Source organism: Vibrio sp. CK2-1 (genome assembly GCF_021726515.1).
Lineage (GTDB): Bacteria > Pseudomonadota > Gammaproteobacteria > Enterobacterales > Vibrionaceae > Vibrio.
The window spans coordinates 576448-592540 of the sequence record NZ_JAKKCJ010000001.1 but is presented as its reverse complement, the minus strand read 5'-3'; the positions used below and the strand labels follow the sequence as shown (position 1 = coordinate 592540).

The 16093-nt window shown below is 40.5% G+C and carries 11 protein-coding genes; 1 reads left to right on the top strand and 10 read right to left on the bottom strand.

Translation table 11 applies throughout. The annotated features are described in order from the left end of the window. Positions 1 to 50: 50 nt before the first annotated feature. Positions 51 to 2420 carry an ATP-binding protein gene (locus L3V25_RS02545; RefSeq protein WP_237294333.1) on the bottom strand — a complete coding sequence of 790 codons (2370 nt, stop codon included), beginning with the start codon at positions 2418 to 2420 and terminating at the stop codon, positions 51 to 53. Between the two features lie 302 nt (positions 2421 to 2722). Between L3V25_RS02545 and L3V25_RS02540 the strand changes: the two genes are divergently transcribed. Next, positions 2723 to 5554, top strand: a complete 2832-nt coding sequence (locus tag L3V25_RS02540) for an FAD-binding and (Fe-S)-binding domain-containing protein (RefSeq protein WP_237293927.1) — start codon at positions 2723 to 2725, stop codon at positions 5552 to 5554. 168 nt (positions 5555 to 5722) lie between these two features. Here L3V25_RS02540 and L3V25_RS02535 read toward each other — a convergent pair whose 3' ends face one another. From L3V25_RS02535 to L3V25_RS02495, 9 genes are all read right to left on the bottom strand, one after another. Next, positions 5723 to 7039, bottom strand: coding sequence for a hypothetical protein (locus L3V25_RS02535; protein ID WP_237293926.1), 1317 nt, complete (start codon positions 7037 to 7039; stop codon positions 5723 to 5725). Positions 7040 to 7122: 83 nt separating this feature from the next. Continuing rightward, a complete protein-coding gene (locus L3V25_RS02530; protein ID WP_237293925.1) occupies positions 7123 to 7536 on the bottom strand; it encodes a hypothetical protein in 414 nt (137 codons plus the stop codon). 61 nt (positions 7537 to 7597) lie between these two features. Next, positions 7598 to 8707 (bottom strand): glycosyltransferase family 4 protein, encoded by a 1110-nt coding sequence (locus L3V25_RS02525; protein ID WP_237293924.1) that lies wholly within the window; start codon positions 8705 to 8707, stop codon positions 7598 to 7600. A gap of 50 nt (positions 8708 to 8757) precedes the next feature. After that, entirely contained in the window at positions 8758 to 9963 is a 1206-nt protein-coding gene (locus tag L3V25_RS02520; RefSeq protein WP_237293923.1) for a glycosyltransferase family 4 protein, read from the bottom strand. A gap of 14 nt (positions 9964 to 9977) precedes the next feature. Further along, positions 9978 to 11201: a glycosyltransferase gene (locus L3V25_RS02515; protein WP_237293922.1), complete on the bottom strand. Its 1224-nt coding sequence runs from the start codon at positions 11199 to 11201 to the stop codon at positions 9978 to 9980. Positions 11202 to 11203: 2 nt separating this feature from the next. Beyond that, positions 11204 to 11392: a hypothetical protein gene (locus tag L3V25_RS02510; protein ID WP_237293921.1), complete on the bottom strand. Its 189-nt coding sequence runs from the start codon at positions 11390 to 11392 to the stop codon at positions 11204 to 11206. Then, entirely contained in the window at positions 11385 to 12767 is a 1383-nt protein-coding gene (locus L3V25_RS02505; protein ID WP_237293920.1) for a capsular biosynthesis protein, read from the bottom strand. The genes L3V25_RS02510 and L3V25_RS02505 overlap by 8 nt, the downstream gene beginning before the upstream one ends. Further along, positions 12764 to 13975 carry a capsular biosynthesis protein gene (locus tag L3V25_RS02500; protein WP_237293919.1) on the bottom strand — a complete coding sequence of 404 codons (1212 nt, stop codon included), beginning with the start codon at positions 13973 to 13975 and terminating at the stop codon, positions 12764 to 12766. Before L3V25_RS02500 ends, L3V25_RS02505 begins: the two co-directional genes overlap by 4 nt. Next, positions 13972 to 16080 (bottom strand): polysaccharide biosynthesis tyrosine autokinase, encoded by a 2109-nt coding sequence (locus L3V25_RS02495; RefSeq protein ID WP_237293918.1) that lies wholly within the window; start codon positions 16078 to 16080, stop codon positions 13972 to 13974. Before L3V25_RS02495 ends, L3V25_RS02500 begins: the two co-directional genes overlap by 4 nt. Between the last annotated feature and the right edge of the window lie 13 nt (positions 16081 to 16093).

The following is a 16093-nucleotide window of genomic DNA, read 5'->3' as shown; positions in this document are numbered from 1 at the left end:
GATCAAATGATAAAGCTTCCTGTTACTAGAAGGTCAATGCTTGTGCCGTATTATTTTCTTAGTGCATTGAGTTTGGCTTGGGTAATACCAAAAATACTGCCCGCTGGATAGGTGAAATCATCTTCCAATTCTCCGGCTTCTATTCCGGTGAAAATCGACAAGGCTTGCGTCACATGCTCGATTGCCCAGATATGAAACTCGCCTTTGTGTACCGCTTCAACAATATCTTTACGTAGCATCAGGTTATGGACATTCGATTGAGGAATGATCACCCCTTGAGTTGAACTTCTACCTTTAATGGCACAGACATCAAAGAAGCCTTCGATCTTCTCATTCACACCACCAATGGGCTGCGATTCACCAAACTGATTCATCGAGCCAGTAATCGCGATATCTTGCCGTAGTGGGAGTTTCGAAAATGCTGAAACAATCGCGCACACTTCCGCCATCGAGGCACTGTCTCCATCGACGCCCCCATAAGATTGCTCAAAAGTGATATGAGTAGTCAGCGGAATCTTAGCGCTGCGACCTAAAATCGAGGCTAGATAAGCAGATAAAATCATTACACCTTTAGAGTGAATGCTTCCGCCGAGATCAACATTGCGTTCAATATCTAAAATATCGCCATCACCAAATGCGGTGGTAGCGGTAATACGATTAGGCGCACCGAACATGTGGTCGCTGGTTGAGAGTACTGACAACGCATTTACCTGGCCAACCGCACTACCCTCGGTTTTAATTAAGGTGGTACCGTTGGTGAAGGTTTCCATCACGTTATCTTGTAAACGACTCACGCGCATTTGTTGGTTATTCAACGCTTGTTCAACATGCGAAGCTCGAATCAAACTCGATTTTGCGCTTCTAGCAACGTAGTTAGACTCACGCAATAAGTTAGCAATATGCGCCGAATGGAGCGACAACTTATTCTGATCGCCCGCGTTACGTGAACTGTGCTCAATGATCTTAGCAATCGCTTTTTTATCGCAATGCAGCATATTGTTGTCATGCACAATACTAGAAATAAAGCGTGCATAATGCATCTCTGCTTCTGGGGTACGCTTCATTTCATCTTCAAAATCGGCCGTAACACGGAATAGTTCGCTAAATTCTGGATCGTAGTGCTGCAGCAATTGGTAAGTGCGATAATCACCAAACAGAATGATTTTCACATCTAGCGGAATAGGCTCAGGATCCAGCGAAACCGCACCAGTTAACGTGACCTCTTTTTCCAGCGACGTTAAGCTCAACTGGCGGGCACGTAGCGCACGTTTAATTCCATCCCACACATAAGGTTGTTCAAGTACCTTAATCGCATCCATCAGCAATACACCGCCATTGGCTTTGTGCATGCTACCGGCGCGAATTAGTGAGAAGTCGGTAAACACAGTGCCTTTGTAGGTCGCGGTTTCCACACAGCCAAATAGCGAATGATAATTCGGGTTGTCTTCGACTATGATTGGAAACGAATCTTTAGCCTGACTGACCAACACATTAATGGAATAACGACGCGGTAATTTACTATCTAAAGAGGCGGAGGCAATTTCATTTTGCTCATTCGACTCTTGTAAAAACTGGTCGACATTTTCAACAATATCTTTTTGTAGATCGGTCAGATATTGCTTAATTTCTGGATACTTTGAATAGCTTTTTTTCAGTGCTTTGATCAGATGAGAAAAAACTTCGAGCGCGGTTTCATCGTTTAGCTTTTTCATCTTTTCGCTAAACGCTTCTTCCCACTCCGTTAATTGACGGATCATGCCACGCAACTGAATTTCTAACGCATCAATCGTACTGTGGAATTTTTCCTGATCTTTTTTGCTTAATTCCAGAAAGCTTTCTTCAGTATGGACTTCTTCTTCATTTTGCATGGCGATAAACTCATAGTCACCTTGCAAGGTAATAGTCAGACTTACCCCTTTCTCTTTCGCTATCTTGCTGATTTCTTCAAGCGCCGATTGCTGCTTTTGATTAAGCTGATTTTTCAACTTTTCAGAACGGGTGAAATACACTTCATTATCAAACGCCAGCGGAATCGCTTTTACCAATTTCGCCAGTAGTTTTTCCATATCTTGACGAAATGCTTTGCCGATACCGCTTGGTAGTTTAAGTACTTTCGGCTGGCGGATATCTTCAAAGTTGGCGACATAACACCAGTCAAACACTTGCATATCGTCAGGTTGATGGCGATTCAAATAGCGCAAGATCATGGTGCGTTTACCTAGGCCATTTTGCCCAGTCGCATATATGTTGTAGCCCTTGTCTTTAATCGACATCGCAAATTCCACCGCTTTTTGCGCGCGTTCTTGGCCGACGATTTCATCAATCGGCGGAATATCTTTGGTCGATTTACAAGGCAGCTGTTCGAGTTCAGCAGGGTGATATAGCTTGTCGCTTGATAAGCTGAGGGAGGAAGAATACATCGTCATAAGCAATCCCTACTTTAAAGTTTGTTATTAGAGAATAGCCGATTTTTATTTCAATTTGAGTGATTTAAGTACCTTTCCTGTTTAAGCGCTTATAAAACATACAATGAAAATCATTCCCTTGAGGTTGTGATTACGCTTGTAATGTAATTTCACCCTCACAAAAGGCAGTGCTCGCTACCTTTTTTGTTTTACACGATCCATTCCGACAAATTCTGTCACTATCACTTTTGTTAGCTTCCGTCACACCCTATACTTGCTCACAACCTCGTTAATATATTGATAATAAAGCAGGAAGCATGGGCATCTATTCTCAACTTGAGCACGCATTAGTTAAACGCATTGATAGCGATCGCATCATTACTCAGCAAGATAAATGCCTTGCTTATGGCACCGATGCCAGTTTTTATCGCTTAGTGCCTAAGTTGGTGTTGAGATTAAAAGATTTAGAAGAAGTACTGTATGCCATGCGCTGCTGTCGAACGCTTGAACTACCCTTCACTTTTCGCGCCGCAGGTACCAGTTTATCTGGCCAAGCGGTTTCTGATTCCGTTCTCATTACCCTAACCGACGATTGGCGTACCCATCAGATTCACGATAATGGTCAACAAATCACGCTCCAACCGGGAGTTATTGGTGCTGATGCTAATAAATACCTTGCACCTTTTGCACGAAAAATCGGCCCCGATCCGGCATCTATTAACGCTTGTAAGATAGGTGGTATCGCCGCCAACAATTCCAGTGGCATGTGCTGTGGCACCGCGCAAAACTCTTACCAAACGTTAGAAAGCATGAAAATCGTGTTTGCCAACGGCTCGATTTTAGACACTGGTAATCCAAGTAGTGTGGAAGCCTTTAAAAAGTCCAATGCAACCTTTATTAGTAAAATTGGCGCTCTTGCCCAAGCCACTAAAGCCAATCACGAACTGGCACACCTTATTCAACACAAATACCGTTTAAAAAACACCACCGGTTATTCAATTAATGCTTTAGTGGATTTCAGTGACCCGATTCAGATCATTCAACATTTGATGATCGGCTCTGAAGGCACATTAGGCTTTATTGCCGAAATCACTTACAACACGGTAGAAGAGCACGCTAATAAAGCCTCTGCCCTGTTGGTATTTGAAAATATTGAACAAGCTAGCCAAGCAGTAACCGTTCTATCGAATTCTCCGGTTGCCGCGGTTGAGATGATGGATGGACGATCTTTACGTTCGGTCGCCAATAAACCGGGCATGCCTAGCTTTATTAAAGACCTAGACTTAGAAGCGGCAGCATTATTGATTGAGTCCCACGCCAACGACCAAGAAAAACTACAGCAACAATGCGATACCATTTTAGAGCGTGTGGCTTCATTTGAAATTATTGAATCGGTTCCCTTTACCTCCGATCCCAAAACTGTTGCAGGCTTGTGGGATATCCGTAAAGGTTTATTCCCCGCAGTAGGCGCGGTAAGAGAATCAGGTACTACCGTCATTATTGAAGATGTGGCTTTTCCAGTGGAACACTTAGCGCAAGGCGTTCGTGAACTGCAGCAGTTGTTTGAAAAGTATGACTACTCTGAAGGCATTATTTTCGGACATGCCTTAGATGGCAACTTACACTTTGTATTTACCCAAGGATTTGACGCGCAAACCGAAATTGATCGCTATGGTCAATTTATGGATGAAGTGACTCAACTGGTTGCGGTGAAGTACCAAGGTTCACTCAAAGCAGAACACGGCACTGGACGCAATATGGCGCCGTATGTTGAACTTGAATGGGGCAAACAAGGCTACCGTTTGATGCAAGAAATTAAGCAGCTATTTGATCCTCAAAGTTTACTGAATCCCGGTGTGATTATTAACGATAATCCCCACGCCCATTTAAGCGATCTCAAACCTATGCCAAAAGCCGATGAGTTAGTCGACCGCTGCATTGAATGTGGTTTCTGTGAACCGGTTTGTCCTTCGCGCACTTTAAGTTTATCGCCCCGCCAACGCATTGTGTTGTACCGAGAATTACAGCAACAAAAGCGCGATGGTAAAGCAACTGCGCCGGAACTAGAAAAACTGTTTAACTACCAGGGTATTGAAACCTGTGCCGCGACAGGGTTATGCGAACAACGTTGTCCGGTTGGGATAAATACTGGCGATTTAATAAAGAAATTACGCTCCGAACACCACACAGGCAAAGCACCTCTAATCGCTCGTTGGACTCATGAACATTTCAGCCGATCTACAAAATGGGTTAAACATGGGCTCACCATTAACCACATTATTTCTAAATTGTTGCCCAATGCGCTGGTGTCCAAAGTCGCCAACGGTACTCGTCGAGTAAGCGGCAATCGACTACCTTTATGGCTACCAGAGATCCCAAACGCTAACCATCATAAATTGCCGATGGATACTCAAAAACAAGCGCAACAAGATCTATTTAAAATCGCCGATGTTCAACACCGTAAAGTGGTTTACTTTCCATCATGCATCAGCCGAACCTCTACATCGAATCATAGTAAGCAATCACTAACAGAAGTCACGATGTCGCTACTCACCAAAGCGGGCTTCGATATTATTCTCCCTAAAGATTTGGATAATCAATGCTGCGGTATGCCTTATAAGAGCAAAGGATTAAACCAATTAGGTGACAGTAAGGCGAAAGATTTAGAAGACAGTTTATGGCAAGCAAGCCATCAAGGTTTATACCCAATTTTGATGGATACCAGTCCGTGTGTAAAACAAAGCCAAGAGCAGTTTACTAAGCCGTTACACCTGTTTGAACCTTCTGAATTTGTCATGCAACATGTGACACCTCATCTCAACCTAAAGCCAATTAATGAAACGGTTATGCTTCATGTGACTTGTAGTGCGCGTACGCTAGGGCTGGAAAGCACCATGATTGAACTGGCACAACGTTGCGCCAAGAAAGTAATAGTGCCTGAGCATATTCAATGTTGCGGCTGGGCTGGCGATAAAGGCTTTAACACCCCAGAGCTTAATGCCGCTGCCCTATCCCCACTTAAAGGGCAAGTCCCCGTACATTGCAGCCGAGGTTTTAGTAATAGTTTAACCTGTGAAATCGGCTTATCTCATCACAGCGGCCTGCCTTATCAATCAATTTTGTATTTGGTGGATGAGGCGACGAAGTGAGGTAATATCTGCCATCTATAACCTTTAACTTTAGTTGACCACTACCATTAGTTTTAACCTATTACCAATAACTAAAAAGCTCCACCTTTCAAGCTGAAGAAATTCAAGCAAGAAAAGTGGAGCTTTTTAATAGTTATCGACGAAAATTTATCGCGTTAATACCCGTCGTTAAAGTGGCGCATCAAGCTCTTGATATTCGCCACCATCACTTTCATTCAGCGTATAAGGCGTATTCGGATCAAAGCTAGTCACCTTATAACCTTGGATCAAACTGTTTGCCCCTGTAGCATTCAGTGTATTGAGAATTTGTACATTATCTAAATACATCTGACCGCCAGATATTGCCATTGGTGCTTCTGCGGTTGAGTCTTTAATCGTGTAAGTACCGACTGGCGAGATATCTCGTCCATACATTCTTGGATCGACCAAATAAGAATTCATCACTGTTAAATCAACATCACCTTCCAAATCAGGCCAAGTTGTAGACACTTTTGAATTACGCAGGGTTAAAGAGCTATTACCACATGTCCAAGTTTTATCATCAACCACTTTAGCAGCATCACGGCCGTCCGGGCTACCGAGTCCATCTAGTGTACAGCTATGATCGGGCATTGAGCTATCAAAAGACTCTGGACTTATTTCCCAGCCGAGACCAAACCCATCAGTAGCATTTTCAACCGTTAAGTTTACTTCCTGTTTTAGTGCGATATCTTGCTCATAGATATAAGAATCCGTGATATCAAAGGTTGTGTTCAACCACATGCTATCTAGGTTTAAATCACTCCAAACATGGTTTTTAGCGAGCTCAAGCGTACTATCCCCAGACATCGGATACATCTCTAACCAAATACTATGTGATTGGTCAACATTCACATCCGCACCGTTCACAGAGTTTAAAATCGTCATATGTACCGTTGAATAATTAACGGCAGAATAGGTCACAGGCCCATTAATGGTTGTCCACGGCGTACCTTGAAAGTGGTCAAAGTTAATCACACTATTTCCTAAGAAATCCCAAGCAATCCAACTTCCTGTGTGTGAAAAAGCATAAGAATCGGTAATGTCTAGTTGGCCGGTTACTTTGAATTTAAGCTGCTCTTCAACATACTGATCCCACAGCAATAAACAGTTTGTAAAGCTCAAGGAACCTTTAATATTCAGCTCATGAAGCGTTTCATCACCCTCTGCTGCTCGGATATAAATAATTTTATTTTCATAGCTTTGGCTTTCACCTGCAGCAATATTGAGTTGCTCAGGGCTAAGTACGATTTGCTCACGAGTATCGGTTGGCTTCGGCTCATAACCACCCACACCATTATTTAAGCTTTGATTCCATTGTGGCGCATTAGGATCATCGCTATTCACAATGTAGTCAAATGGGTTTTCCATTGCATATTGTTCACGATTATCACTAGTCGAGGAATTATCTTGCTTCCATGGGTATTCATTATTACCACAGCCCGCTGTAAATAGAGCGATTGTCATACTAATTACAAAAACAGAAATAAATGATTTTCTTTTAAACATAAATAAATATTAAAACCTATGACTCATACGACCGATTAAATTTAATTTAAAAAATGACTTTGGAAGTAATCCCATACACCAAAAGAAAAATGCTGAAAAATATCAATACCCAATGCCGATTTAATTAAATACATGACTAAAACAGCACAAGCAAAAAGCACAAAAATACTCGCAAGAATAAACAGTGATTTTAGCATCATGGATAATGAGCTTGATCGCTCTGGAGTCTTACGTCGGTCTTTACCTAGCAAAAATACCGCATAATAACGCCAGCGACCAAAACCGATTACTGGTCGAAAATCAACATAGTGATCATTTCTTACATTGTTAACGGCAACAGCCATTTCAATCGCGTCTCGTTGCTTACTATCAAAGCTATTAAGAACCTCTTGAGGTATTGCTCGCATCACACGAGAAATGACCTGTCGCTGTTCTTCAGTGTACTTTTGCTCCACGCTTATCGCCTCTTTACAGCAATCAATGCTGCCTGTAACTTTATCAAAGGATTAGTAGACGTTACTTCTCATCAGCCGCAAGCAAGTAAACGTCATAGGTCTGCTGTGCGATTAAATCCCAGTCATACCTTTTTAGATATTCATCATAAGACACAGGAGCTTGATCAACCTGATCTATCAACATCTCAGCTAGGCGCTGGCTGTCACCACACGGGAAGTAGTAACTATCAGGTAAATGCACGGCTTTATTAGCTGGAATATCACTAACAATAGCAGGCAGAGAAAAAGACATCGCTTCTAATAGCGCTATCGGTAAACCTTCACTAAATGAGGGTAAAACGAAAGTATCCGCTTGTGAAAAGATGCTTTGTAATTCGTCACCAGATAAAAATCCAGTCAATACCACACCTTCGGTATTTCTAGCGGCTTCTTTTAACGATTCACTGTAATCCGTCGGGTGGTCATTATCCCCTACCAAGACTAACTTTTTATTGATCCCACTACGCTTGTATGCCTCTAATAAAACGTCTAAGCCTTTTTCTTGCGAGAATCTGCCAACCGCCACGACATACTCTCTCGCTTGCAGGCCGTGTTTTGATAGATACTCAGCCACCTTGTCTTGATCGGGCAGTTGCGGCGGATTAACACCATTAAAGATGAGATGGCAGTTATCACGGCCATATTTCTCACTCATTAAATCCTGCATAAAATCTGAAATAACAATCACTTCAGAGGCAAACTTCATTGCAAATTTTTCACCTAGCCGTAGGATAAATTTAGCTAACTTACCCCATTTCTGGTGATCATAATTTTGGCTGTGATGGGTAAACACCACTTTCTTGCCAAATAAACGTAATAATGGCGTGACTAAACCTGGGCCGATGGCATGCACATGAACAATGTCCGCTTTGCTTTTTATCGCATAAAGTGCCGCCAGCAATGAATGGACTGGCGCTTCAAGGGACTTATTAGTGAGTGCAGGCAACGCTTTGAGCTTAACGCCATGATATGAGCTTTCACTATAAGAAACATAAGGTTTACGGGCGGTGACCGTGATATCTAAACCATATTTCTCAACCAGTAATGGGTACAAGGATTGGCAATGAGACTCAACCCCACCGAGAAGGTTCGGGATGCCACGCGTCCCCAATACCAAAATTGATTTATTCACAATAAAGCCCCGTTTAATTGCTCACACTTAATCACGATGACTAACATAAATTATTGAGCCAGTAACGAAGTGTACAGATCCATAAGATCAGTTTTATGTTTTTCTAAGGAGTATTTTTCTAGCAGTCTTGCTCGCGATTTTTGTCCCATTTCCCTGACAAGATTTTCATCATCCGCAAGTAATTGCATTTTATTCGCAAGTTCATCAGCATTACCGGCCTCAAATAAGTACCCCGTCTCGCCATCAATAATTTGTTCTGGAATACCACCGATATTGGCACCAATCACCGGTTTGCCATAACTCATCGCTTCAAGCACAGACATGGAGCAATTCTCATTCACTTCAGAAGGCACAATAACCGCTTTAGCATTTTTGATAAGATTAAGTAGAGTTTCTCCTGTTTGAAAACCTAGCAGTTCAACATTTGTATATTGCTGTTCAATATGTTCAAACAAAGGGCCAGTTCCCAATACTTTTAGTGGCGTATCGGTACCTAACTGCTGATGTGCTTTAGCAAGAGTTTCTATACCTTTTTCTTCAATTAATCGTCCACAATAAAGAAAATATCCGCCATCTTCGCCTATTTCGGTGGTAGAAGTGTCAATGCCATTGGGAATAATATGTATATTCGCTGAAGGCATTTGATGTAAAAGCATGGATTTCATAAATTCGGAAGGTGCAATAAATGCATCTAAACTTTCATACGTTTTTTTAATGCGATGAAAAAGGGTTTCAAATGACAATAAAAAGCTTCTCGGCCAAGATCCGTCTTGCCATTGATACTTGAATAAGCTGAGGTAGCGACCCGATATTTTCTCTAAATCCACGGTTTTGCCAGCAGCTAGCATTCCATAATTAGGGCAAACTGAACGGTAATCATGTGCGGTTAACACAGTCTTACACCCTAGATTATTTGCCACGGTTATGACTGACGGAGTGATCTGGTGATAGATATTATGAAAATGAACAATATCTGGCTTTTCTTGTTTAATTAGTTTTTCTATTTGATCACAAGCATACTGGTTATGTATAAAGTTAAACGCCACTTTTAAGCTATTAAAAACTGAATGCTTACCATGGTAGTCAACATTTTCAACAAAAAACTCAGCTTGTTTTGATGGTACGTTTTTTTCATGTTGCATTGAAAAATCAATTACTTGATAGCCTTCATTCTTCACCATTTCTCTCTCTTGAAAGAAAACGGTTTCGGCACCACCATGAGGAAAAAAGAATTTATTAACAAACAGTACTTTCATTACATCACCAGCCACTAAGAATTTTGTTGTTGAATAATATATTTAATATCAGAAGCGACTTGCTGCCCGATAAATGCATAAGAGCGGTTACTTTTAATGTATTGATAGCCAGCCTCTAATTCAGACTCAGCCATTGGTTTTTGTGCTAGTTCAATCATGGCTGCTGCATAAGCTTCGCTGGAGCCATCGGTCACTCGACCACACCCCGATTGCTCAATAACAAACTGTTGATCTGGAGAGTCATTGCAAATCATCGGCTTTTTCAATGCCATGTATTCCATTGCCTTGGTCGGGGTAGATACATCTAATAATAACCCACGGTTCATAAAGCCAATTACCATATCAACGCCTTTTAAGTAAGCCCACGCTTCTTCGGTTTTGACCCAACCGGTAATATGGAAATCTTCAGTTAGGCCCATCTCATCAGCGGTTTTTTGAAGGAACTCTCGGTCCATTGCCACTTCAGAATCGCCAACAAATAACAGCTTTAAGTCTGGCACGATTTCTTTCGCTTGCTTGAATGCGTCGATAATTACTTCTAGTTTGCGTAAACGATCTAAGCTACCTAAATAACCAATGACCGGAGCGCTTCCCCAACGTTCGATCTGCTTAGCTTGGGTATCTGAAAAGCTTTCTACCTTCTCGAAATCCACCCCCATAGGTACAACAACCATATTGTCAGGATCGATACCCTTTTCTTGCATATAGTTGAGCATAAAGTCACTTTGCACATACACGCGATCAGAATGCGGTAAGATAATGCGATAAAGGATAAATTCTTCCAGTAAACCTCGAACTAAAATAATTGGCCGCTTCCAACTAGGGATATTCTCACTTTTATCTTTCGCTCGCATAGTACGACTTTCAGCATAAAGAAAAGACACCCAATAAGTGGTCGGCAACTTGATTAACTTGGCAATTAACATGCACACAAGACCTACCCAAACCATATCGCGCACTTGAATAAGGTCAAAGCCACTCTTCTTCGCTTGAAAGGTAAGTTTGATGGCATTAAAGAAATAAACCAATGAATCCAAATGGCGATTACTGGTCTTCTTACTAGTTAGTAGCCGAGTATTCTTACCTTCTAGGTGAAGTGTTTCTTTATCTGGCACCCCAACGATCGTAGTATCAACATCTTGTTTTGGGAGCTCTTTTGAATACAGCACATCAACATCAGGGCGATAAGATGGCAACTCTTCTGGTACAAAATTGATTACCTTAATTTTCTTGTCCATGCTTAGCACTCCTTAACCACTCTAGCGAGAGTGTCTGTCACAATTGAATCAGTAGCGATATCTTTAACCACAGAGACTTCTTTCAATACTCCCTTACGGTAAAACCACGACGCTAAACGGAAGTTAACGATAAATAGCTTCATCGTTAAACTAAGGTTTAAAGCTAATTCTTTGCTAATAGTTTTAAGCATAATAAGTCTCTAGTTTTGTCAATGTGGCTTTCCTAATAATCAAAATAGCACCCAGTGCAAAATAGAACTGGAACTGAAAAACCGGTATTAAAGCCAATAATGGCGAATAAGGTAAGGTAATAAAACCAACAATAATAAATGCCCTAAACGCCGATTGATAAGAAAGTAATTTCATATCAGCAAGCGAAAGGTCCTTAGCAGAAAAATATGGTTGTGGTTTCGAATATTTGAAAATCAAATAAACCATTAACATAAGTAATGCTGTGCCAATTAAACCTATTTCCCATAAGAAAATAGCAATCGCCGTAGATCCTAGACCTAAATTAAAGTGTCTTGCTAAAAATCCCGGATCGGCCCCACCGGCATTAGAACTGTTCAAGCCGTAACCAAACAGCTGACTAGCTAAACCATGTGCATCAGAATGTTGCCCCCAGAAATATAGTGCAGTCAATCGGCCCAGCTCATCCAAATTGCCGTCAAGCCCTGCTACTACTAACGTTGGGTCGAAAATATATTTCGTACTATCTAGAAACATCTCAAATACCCCCATATTAGCTTGGTATTGGGTAGCATAAGTTAACGACGAGACAACAATGATAATTAACAATAATATAACCGCACCTAAAAATAGAAATAATATTGTTTTCGTACTAATAACCCGGACTTCTTTTATGTAACTTGAACTGACATAGACAACAAGGAAAAATATGGGAGCTAATAATATAGCGAATTTAACTTCAGCTAAGGTACAGATACTCAGACCAATCACAACATGTGCAGTAGCTGAAAATAATGTCGTGGCTCCATTTTTAAATTCAGATACTTTCATCAACATAACAAGTAAGCAAAATAGCCCCATAGAGGCGCCATTACCGCCTGCACTCATGCTGCCACCGAAAGTACCGACTACTGAATCAAATTTATCCATAGGACCTTGTGCAGCAACACGAGCAGGAACCACTACAATGAACTGATAAAGTACTAATGGTATTTGAGCATAAAACACCCAATATAATTTTTGGCAAATCCGATATAATTGAGACTCACGGCAAAAACCTAAAAATAAGCACGGTAATAATAAAGAAATGCCGATGCCATTTTTAATACCAACAATGGTTGCTTTAATTCCGACTTGAATCACGGATGGTATTAAAGCCAAACAGAAAAAACCTAAAAATAAAACTAGGATAGAAATCTCTACATGGTCGAGCTGTTTAAAATTATAACGTGTCAATAATGGCAACAAAGCCACCATTCCCATCGTCATAATAAAAGGTAACCAAAGAAATGCCTGTACTTCAGTGAAATACTGAGCAGTACCACTAAATACTAGTGTGATAAATACATAGACTTGAAAAAAAAGCCCTGTATTCATTTCTCGACAACGCCTTCACGCAACTTAGCCGCATTTTTATTGATCTTGAGATAAACCATAAAGTATCGGCCAGCCGTCAGCGTCGTGAAAGCTAACAATGATAGTGCGTAGTCTTTATGGAAAAATGGCAATAGCACAAACGCTAAGAAGACAATAAATAACTGCTCACATTGGATACGTAAGAAAGAACTTGGAGTACCAAAAATCAGCTCTACCACGGTTAATGGTACAAAGGCGAGCATGGCAAATACGTAAGGCAGCATCAGACGTGACGTTTCTATTGATTGTATCCATTGATGATTACCAAAGTATTCCGTGATTAATGGGTATACAAAGTAGATTCCAGCGACCGTCATAGCGGCGATTGACACAAGAAATAATCGAACTTGCTTAAACTCGGCGTAATTAAACGTTTTATTGCGGAAATCTTCTGACCATTTTGAGAACGTATAATTTCTAACGGATTGACCTAGTATTAAAACTGGCGATAAACAGAAGCGATTCACTACCGCAAAGTAACCAGCAACTAATGGACTAAACCAGTAGTTAATCAGTACAGTAGGCAGTTGTAAACTCGCATTCGCCACAACCTCAGCAGTCCCAATACGTGATAAGTGATTCTTATGCTCAGAGAAGAATGATTTTTGAGTTGTGAATTTAAAATCTTGTTTGGAAAAGTAGCTAAAATCCATGCCCTTATACAGCCAGGTTAGAATTAACACTAAGTGAGAGCATGCCCAAATATAATAGAAATAGTCTACTTTGGGTGAAGCGAGTAAAGACAGAAAAACCACTAATGGCACTGAAATACGCTGTATCGCCAAAGTATTGAATGCCTTATGACGTAGAAACATATATTCAGATATAATCATCATAGAATAGCTTGCAGTTAGCAGGTATACAGAAATAATTGGAAGGGAAAAGAAAAAACTCACTGCAAACACATATACAGCACTCACACACCATGATTGTAGCATGCAAAAGATCACGGCTTTTCCAACCTCATCCTGTTCCACTTTGGGCAGTAAAAAATGAGAACCATATAGTGATACTTGAGTACCAATCATCACTATACTGAGTGTCAGAGCATAATTACCAACATCTGCCATTCCAAATTGAGAGGACATCAACAAAATAGTAAACGCACCAAACGCTTGAGATATCACAGAGGACGCCCCAATAATGGAAGCACCTTTAATCAAACTCATAGAATAATATCCTCAACCGTAGGCAAGTTTAAATTTTCGTTTAACTCTAAATGTTTATCATCGACCTTATTAAGAACTCCTCCTAACATTTGGATGTCTTTTAGCTGTTCTAAACCTTCAAGTAAAATATTAGCCGAGTTATAATTTGACTCGACAACCAATATCCCGGCATCAACCAATTGGCTAATTAAAACAGTATCTTTCTGATCTGCAATAGCAGGGGTATCAACAACAATGTAATCATAATCTTGACGTAAGTCTTGATACAATTCTGCTAGCTTTTGATTGGTTAGCACTACTAATGGTGAACGAGACACATCACCCGCTGGCAGGAAGTCAAACCAAGGTTGAGTGGTAATCAAGCTCTGTACAGAGTCATCACCATATAAGGCATCGATTAATCCTTTCTCATCTTCAGTACCAAATGACTGGCTTAAGCTTGGCTGCCTTAAATTCATATCAACCAACAACACTTTAAAATCAATCGCCATTGACTGAGCCATTAAGCTTGATATCAAGGATTTACCTTCCGCTTGTGTGGCCGATGTTACCGCAATAACTTGGGCTTCACTCTTAAGCAATAAAAGCTGACTACGCATACCCAAAGACGCCGCTTCTAAAGCAGGATATTTAACGCTATTTTCCAGTGCATCTTTCACCGTCATCTCGGGCGCATCTTTAGTTTCGGGTTTATAGAGCCTAAATTCTCCCAACACGTTCAACCCTAGACGTTTGCCTATATCCCTAACCGTCATGATCTTATTATTTAACGCTGCAACAATAACCACCAACATCACCGCAATTAATAACGACATAATAGCAACGACGATGATTAGTAATGGTTTATTGGGTTTAGTTGGATTTTCAGGAACCATAGCAACATCAATCGATTTAGTCGTTGATTCCGAAAACTGATTATTCACTTTCGTTTCATTCAAACGTTGCAGTAGCTTGTTATATAGAGAACGAGTATGAGTAATGTCATCCATCATATTGTCGTATTGCGTTTTTTTGACGCCTAATAAATGGAAGCCTTGTGCATTTTTATCAACTGCAGCTTGTAATTGGTTCTCTTTAAATACTGCAGCGTTATATTGGTCTTTAATCCCTTCGGCTATTTCTTTGACTAGTTGATTTGATTGCTTTTCCAAGATCGCCAGCTGTGCGCGAGCTTGAATAACTCGTTCATGTTTAGGGCCGTATCGCTTTTCTAAATCAGATAATACTGTTCTCTGATCCGTCAGCATTTGCCGTATATTTTCAATATTCGGATGCCGAGATACATCAGGAATTGCCATAAGATCAATTAAATCACCCTTTTGATATTTGCGTACAATATTATAAAGAGATTCAAGACTAATTCGCTGTGCTCTTGCTGTGGCTAAATCCTCAGACAACAAAGTTAATTTTTTCGATTGTAGGCCATCTACACCATAAAAGTTAATCAGGTTTTCACGCTTCAAAAAAGCATTCAAATCATTTTCTTTTTGCTTTAATTTAGAATGAGTATCATCAACCTGTTGCTGCAGAAAACCTATTACCTTTGAATTGGCCTGATTATTATCTTCTATAGAAAAGTCAATAAACACCTTCACAATACCATTCGCAACATCTGCTGCATCTTGAGCATTTTTTGCTTCAAAACCAATGGTAACTAATTGCGTTTTTCGGATTGGCAAAATACTCATGTGCTCAAAGACATATTCGATACTTTTTTCTTTGCGCTTATCTAAGGTGTCACTATTAATATCGATGCCACCAATAAATTCAGGTTTTTCGTATAATTTTAATTCCTCGGCTACCTTTGCAACAACACGACGAGATTTTAAAAGCTCATATTGAGTCTCGTAATACTGGCCACGAGTCGAATCAAAATCGACGGTTTTTTCAAACGTCGTCGAGTTAATCAATTCAGCCTTCAATAGAATAGATGCATAGGATTCATATTTGGGTGTCATCATTAACACAGGCGGAATAGCCAACCCTGTCATGAACACAGAGAAAAGCGCAATTTTCCACCAATTTGTTTTAATGGCTTTAAACAAGCGGGAAAAATCAATAATGCTTTCCAACTTACTTCCGTCTTCCACAAATAATGAATTCATTTAAACAACCTGA

Coding starts and splice junctions, on each gene's coding strand:
- L3V25_RS02545 (WP_237294333.1), bottom strand. CDS start 2,420: ATGTATTCTTCCTCCCTCAGCTTATCAAGCGACAAGCTATATCACCCT.
- L3V25_RS02540 (WP_237293927.1), top strand. CDS start 2,723: ATGGGCATCTATTCTCAACTTGAGCACGCATTAGTTAAACGCATTGAT.
- L3V25_RS02535 (WP_237293926.1), bottom strand. CDS start 7,039: ATGACAATCGCTCTATTTACAGCGGGCTGTGGTAATAATGAATACCCA.
- L3V25_RS02520 (WP_237293923.1), bottom strand. CDS start 9,963: ATGAAAGTACTGTTTGTTAATAAATTCTTTTTTCCTCATGGTGGTGCC.
- L3V25_RS02515 (WP_237293922.1), bottom strand. CDS start 11,201: ATGGACAAGAAAATTAAGGTAATCAATTTTGTACCAGAAGAGTTGCCA.
- L3V25_RS02510 (WP_237293921.1), bottom strand. CDS start 11,392: ATGCTTAAAACTATTAGCAAAGAATTAGCTTTAAACCTTAGTTTAACG.
- L3V25_RS02505 (WP_237293920.1), bottom strand. CDS start 12,767: ATGAATACAGGGCTTTTTTTTCAAGTCTATGTATTTATCACACTAGTA.
- L3V25_RS02500 (WP_237293919.1), bottom strand. CDS start 13,975: ATGAGTTTGATTAAAGGTGCTTCCATTATTGGGGCGTCCTCTGTGATA.
- L3V25_RS02495 (WP_237293918.1), bottom strand. CDS start 16,080: ATGAATTCATTATTTGTGGAAGACGGAAGTAAGTTGGAAAGCATTATT.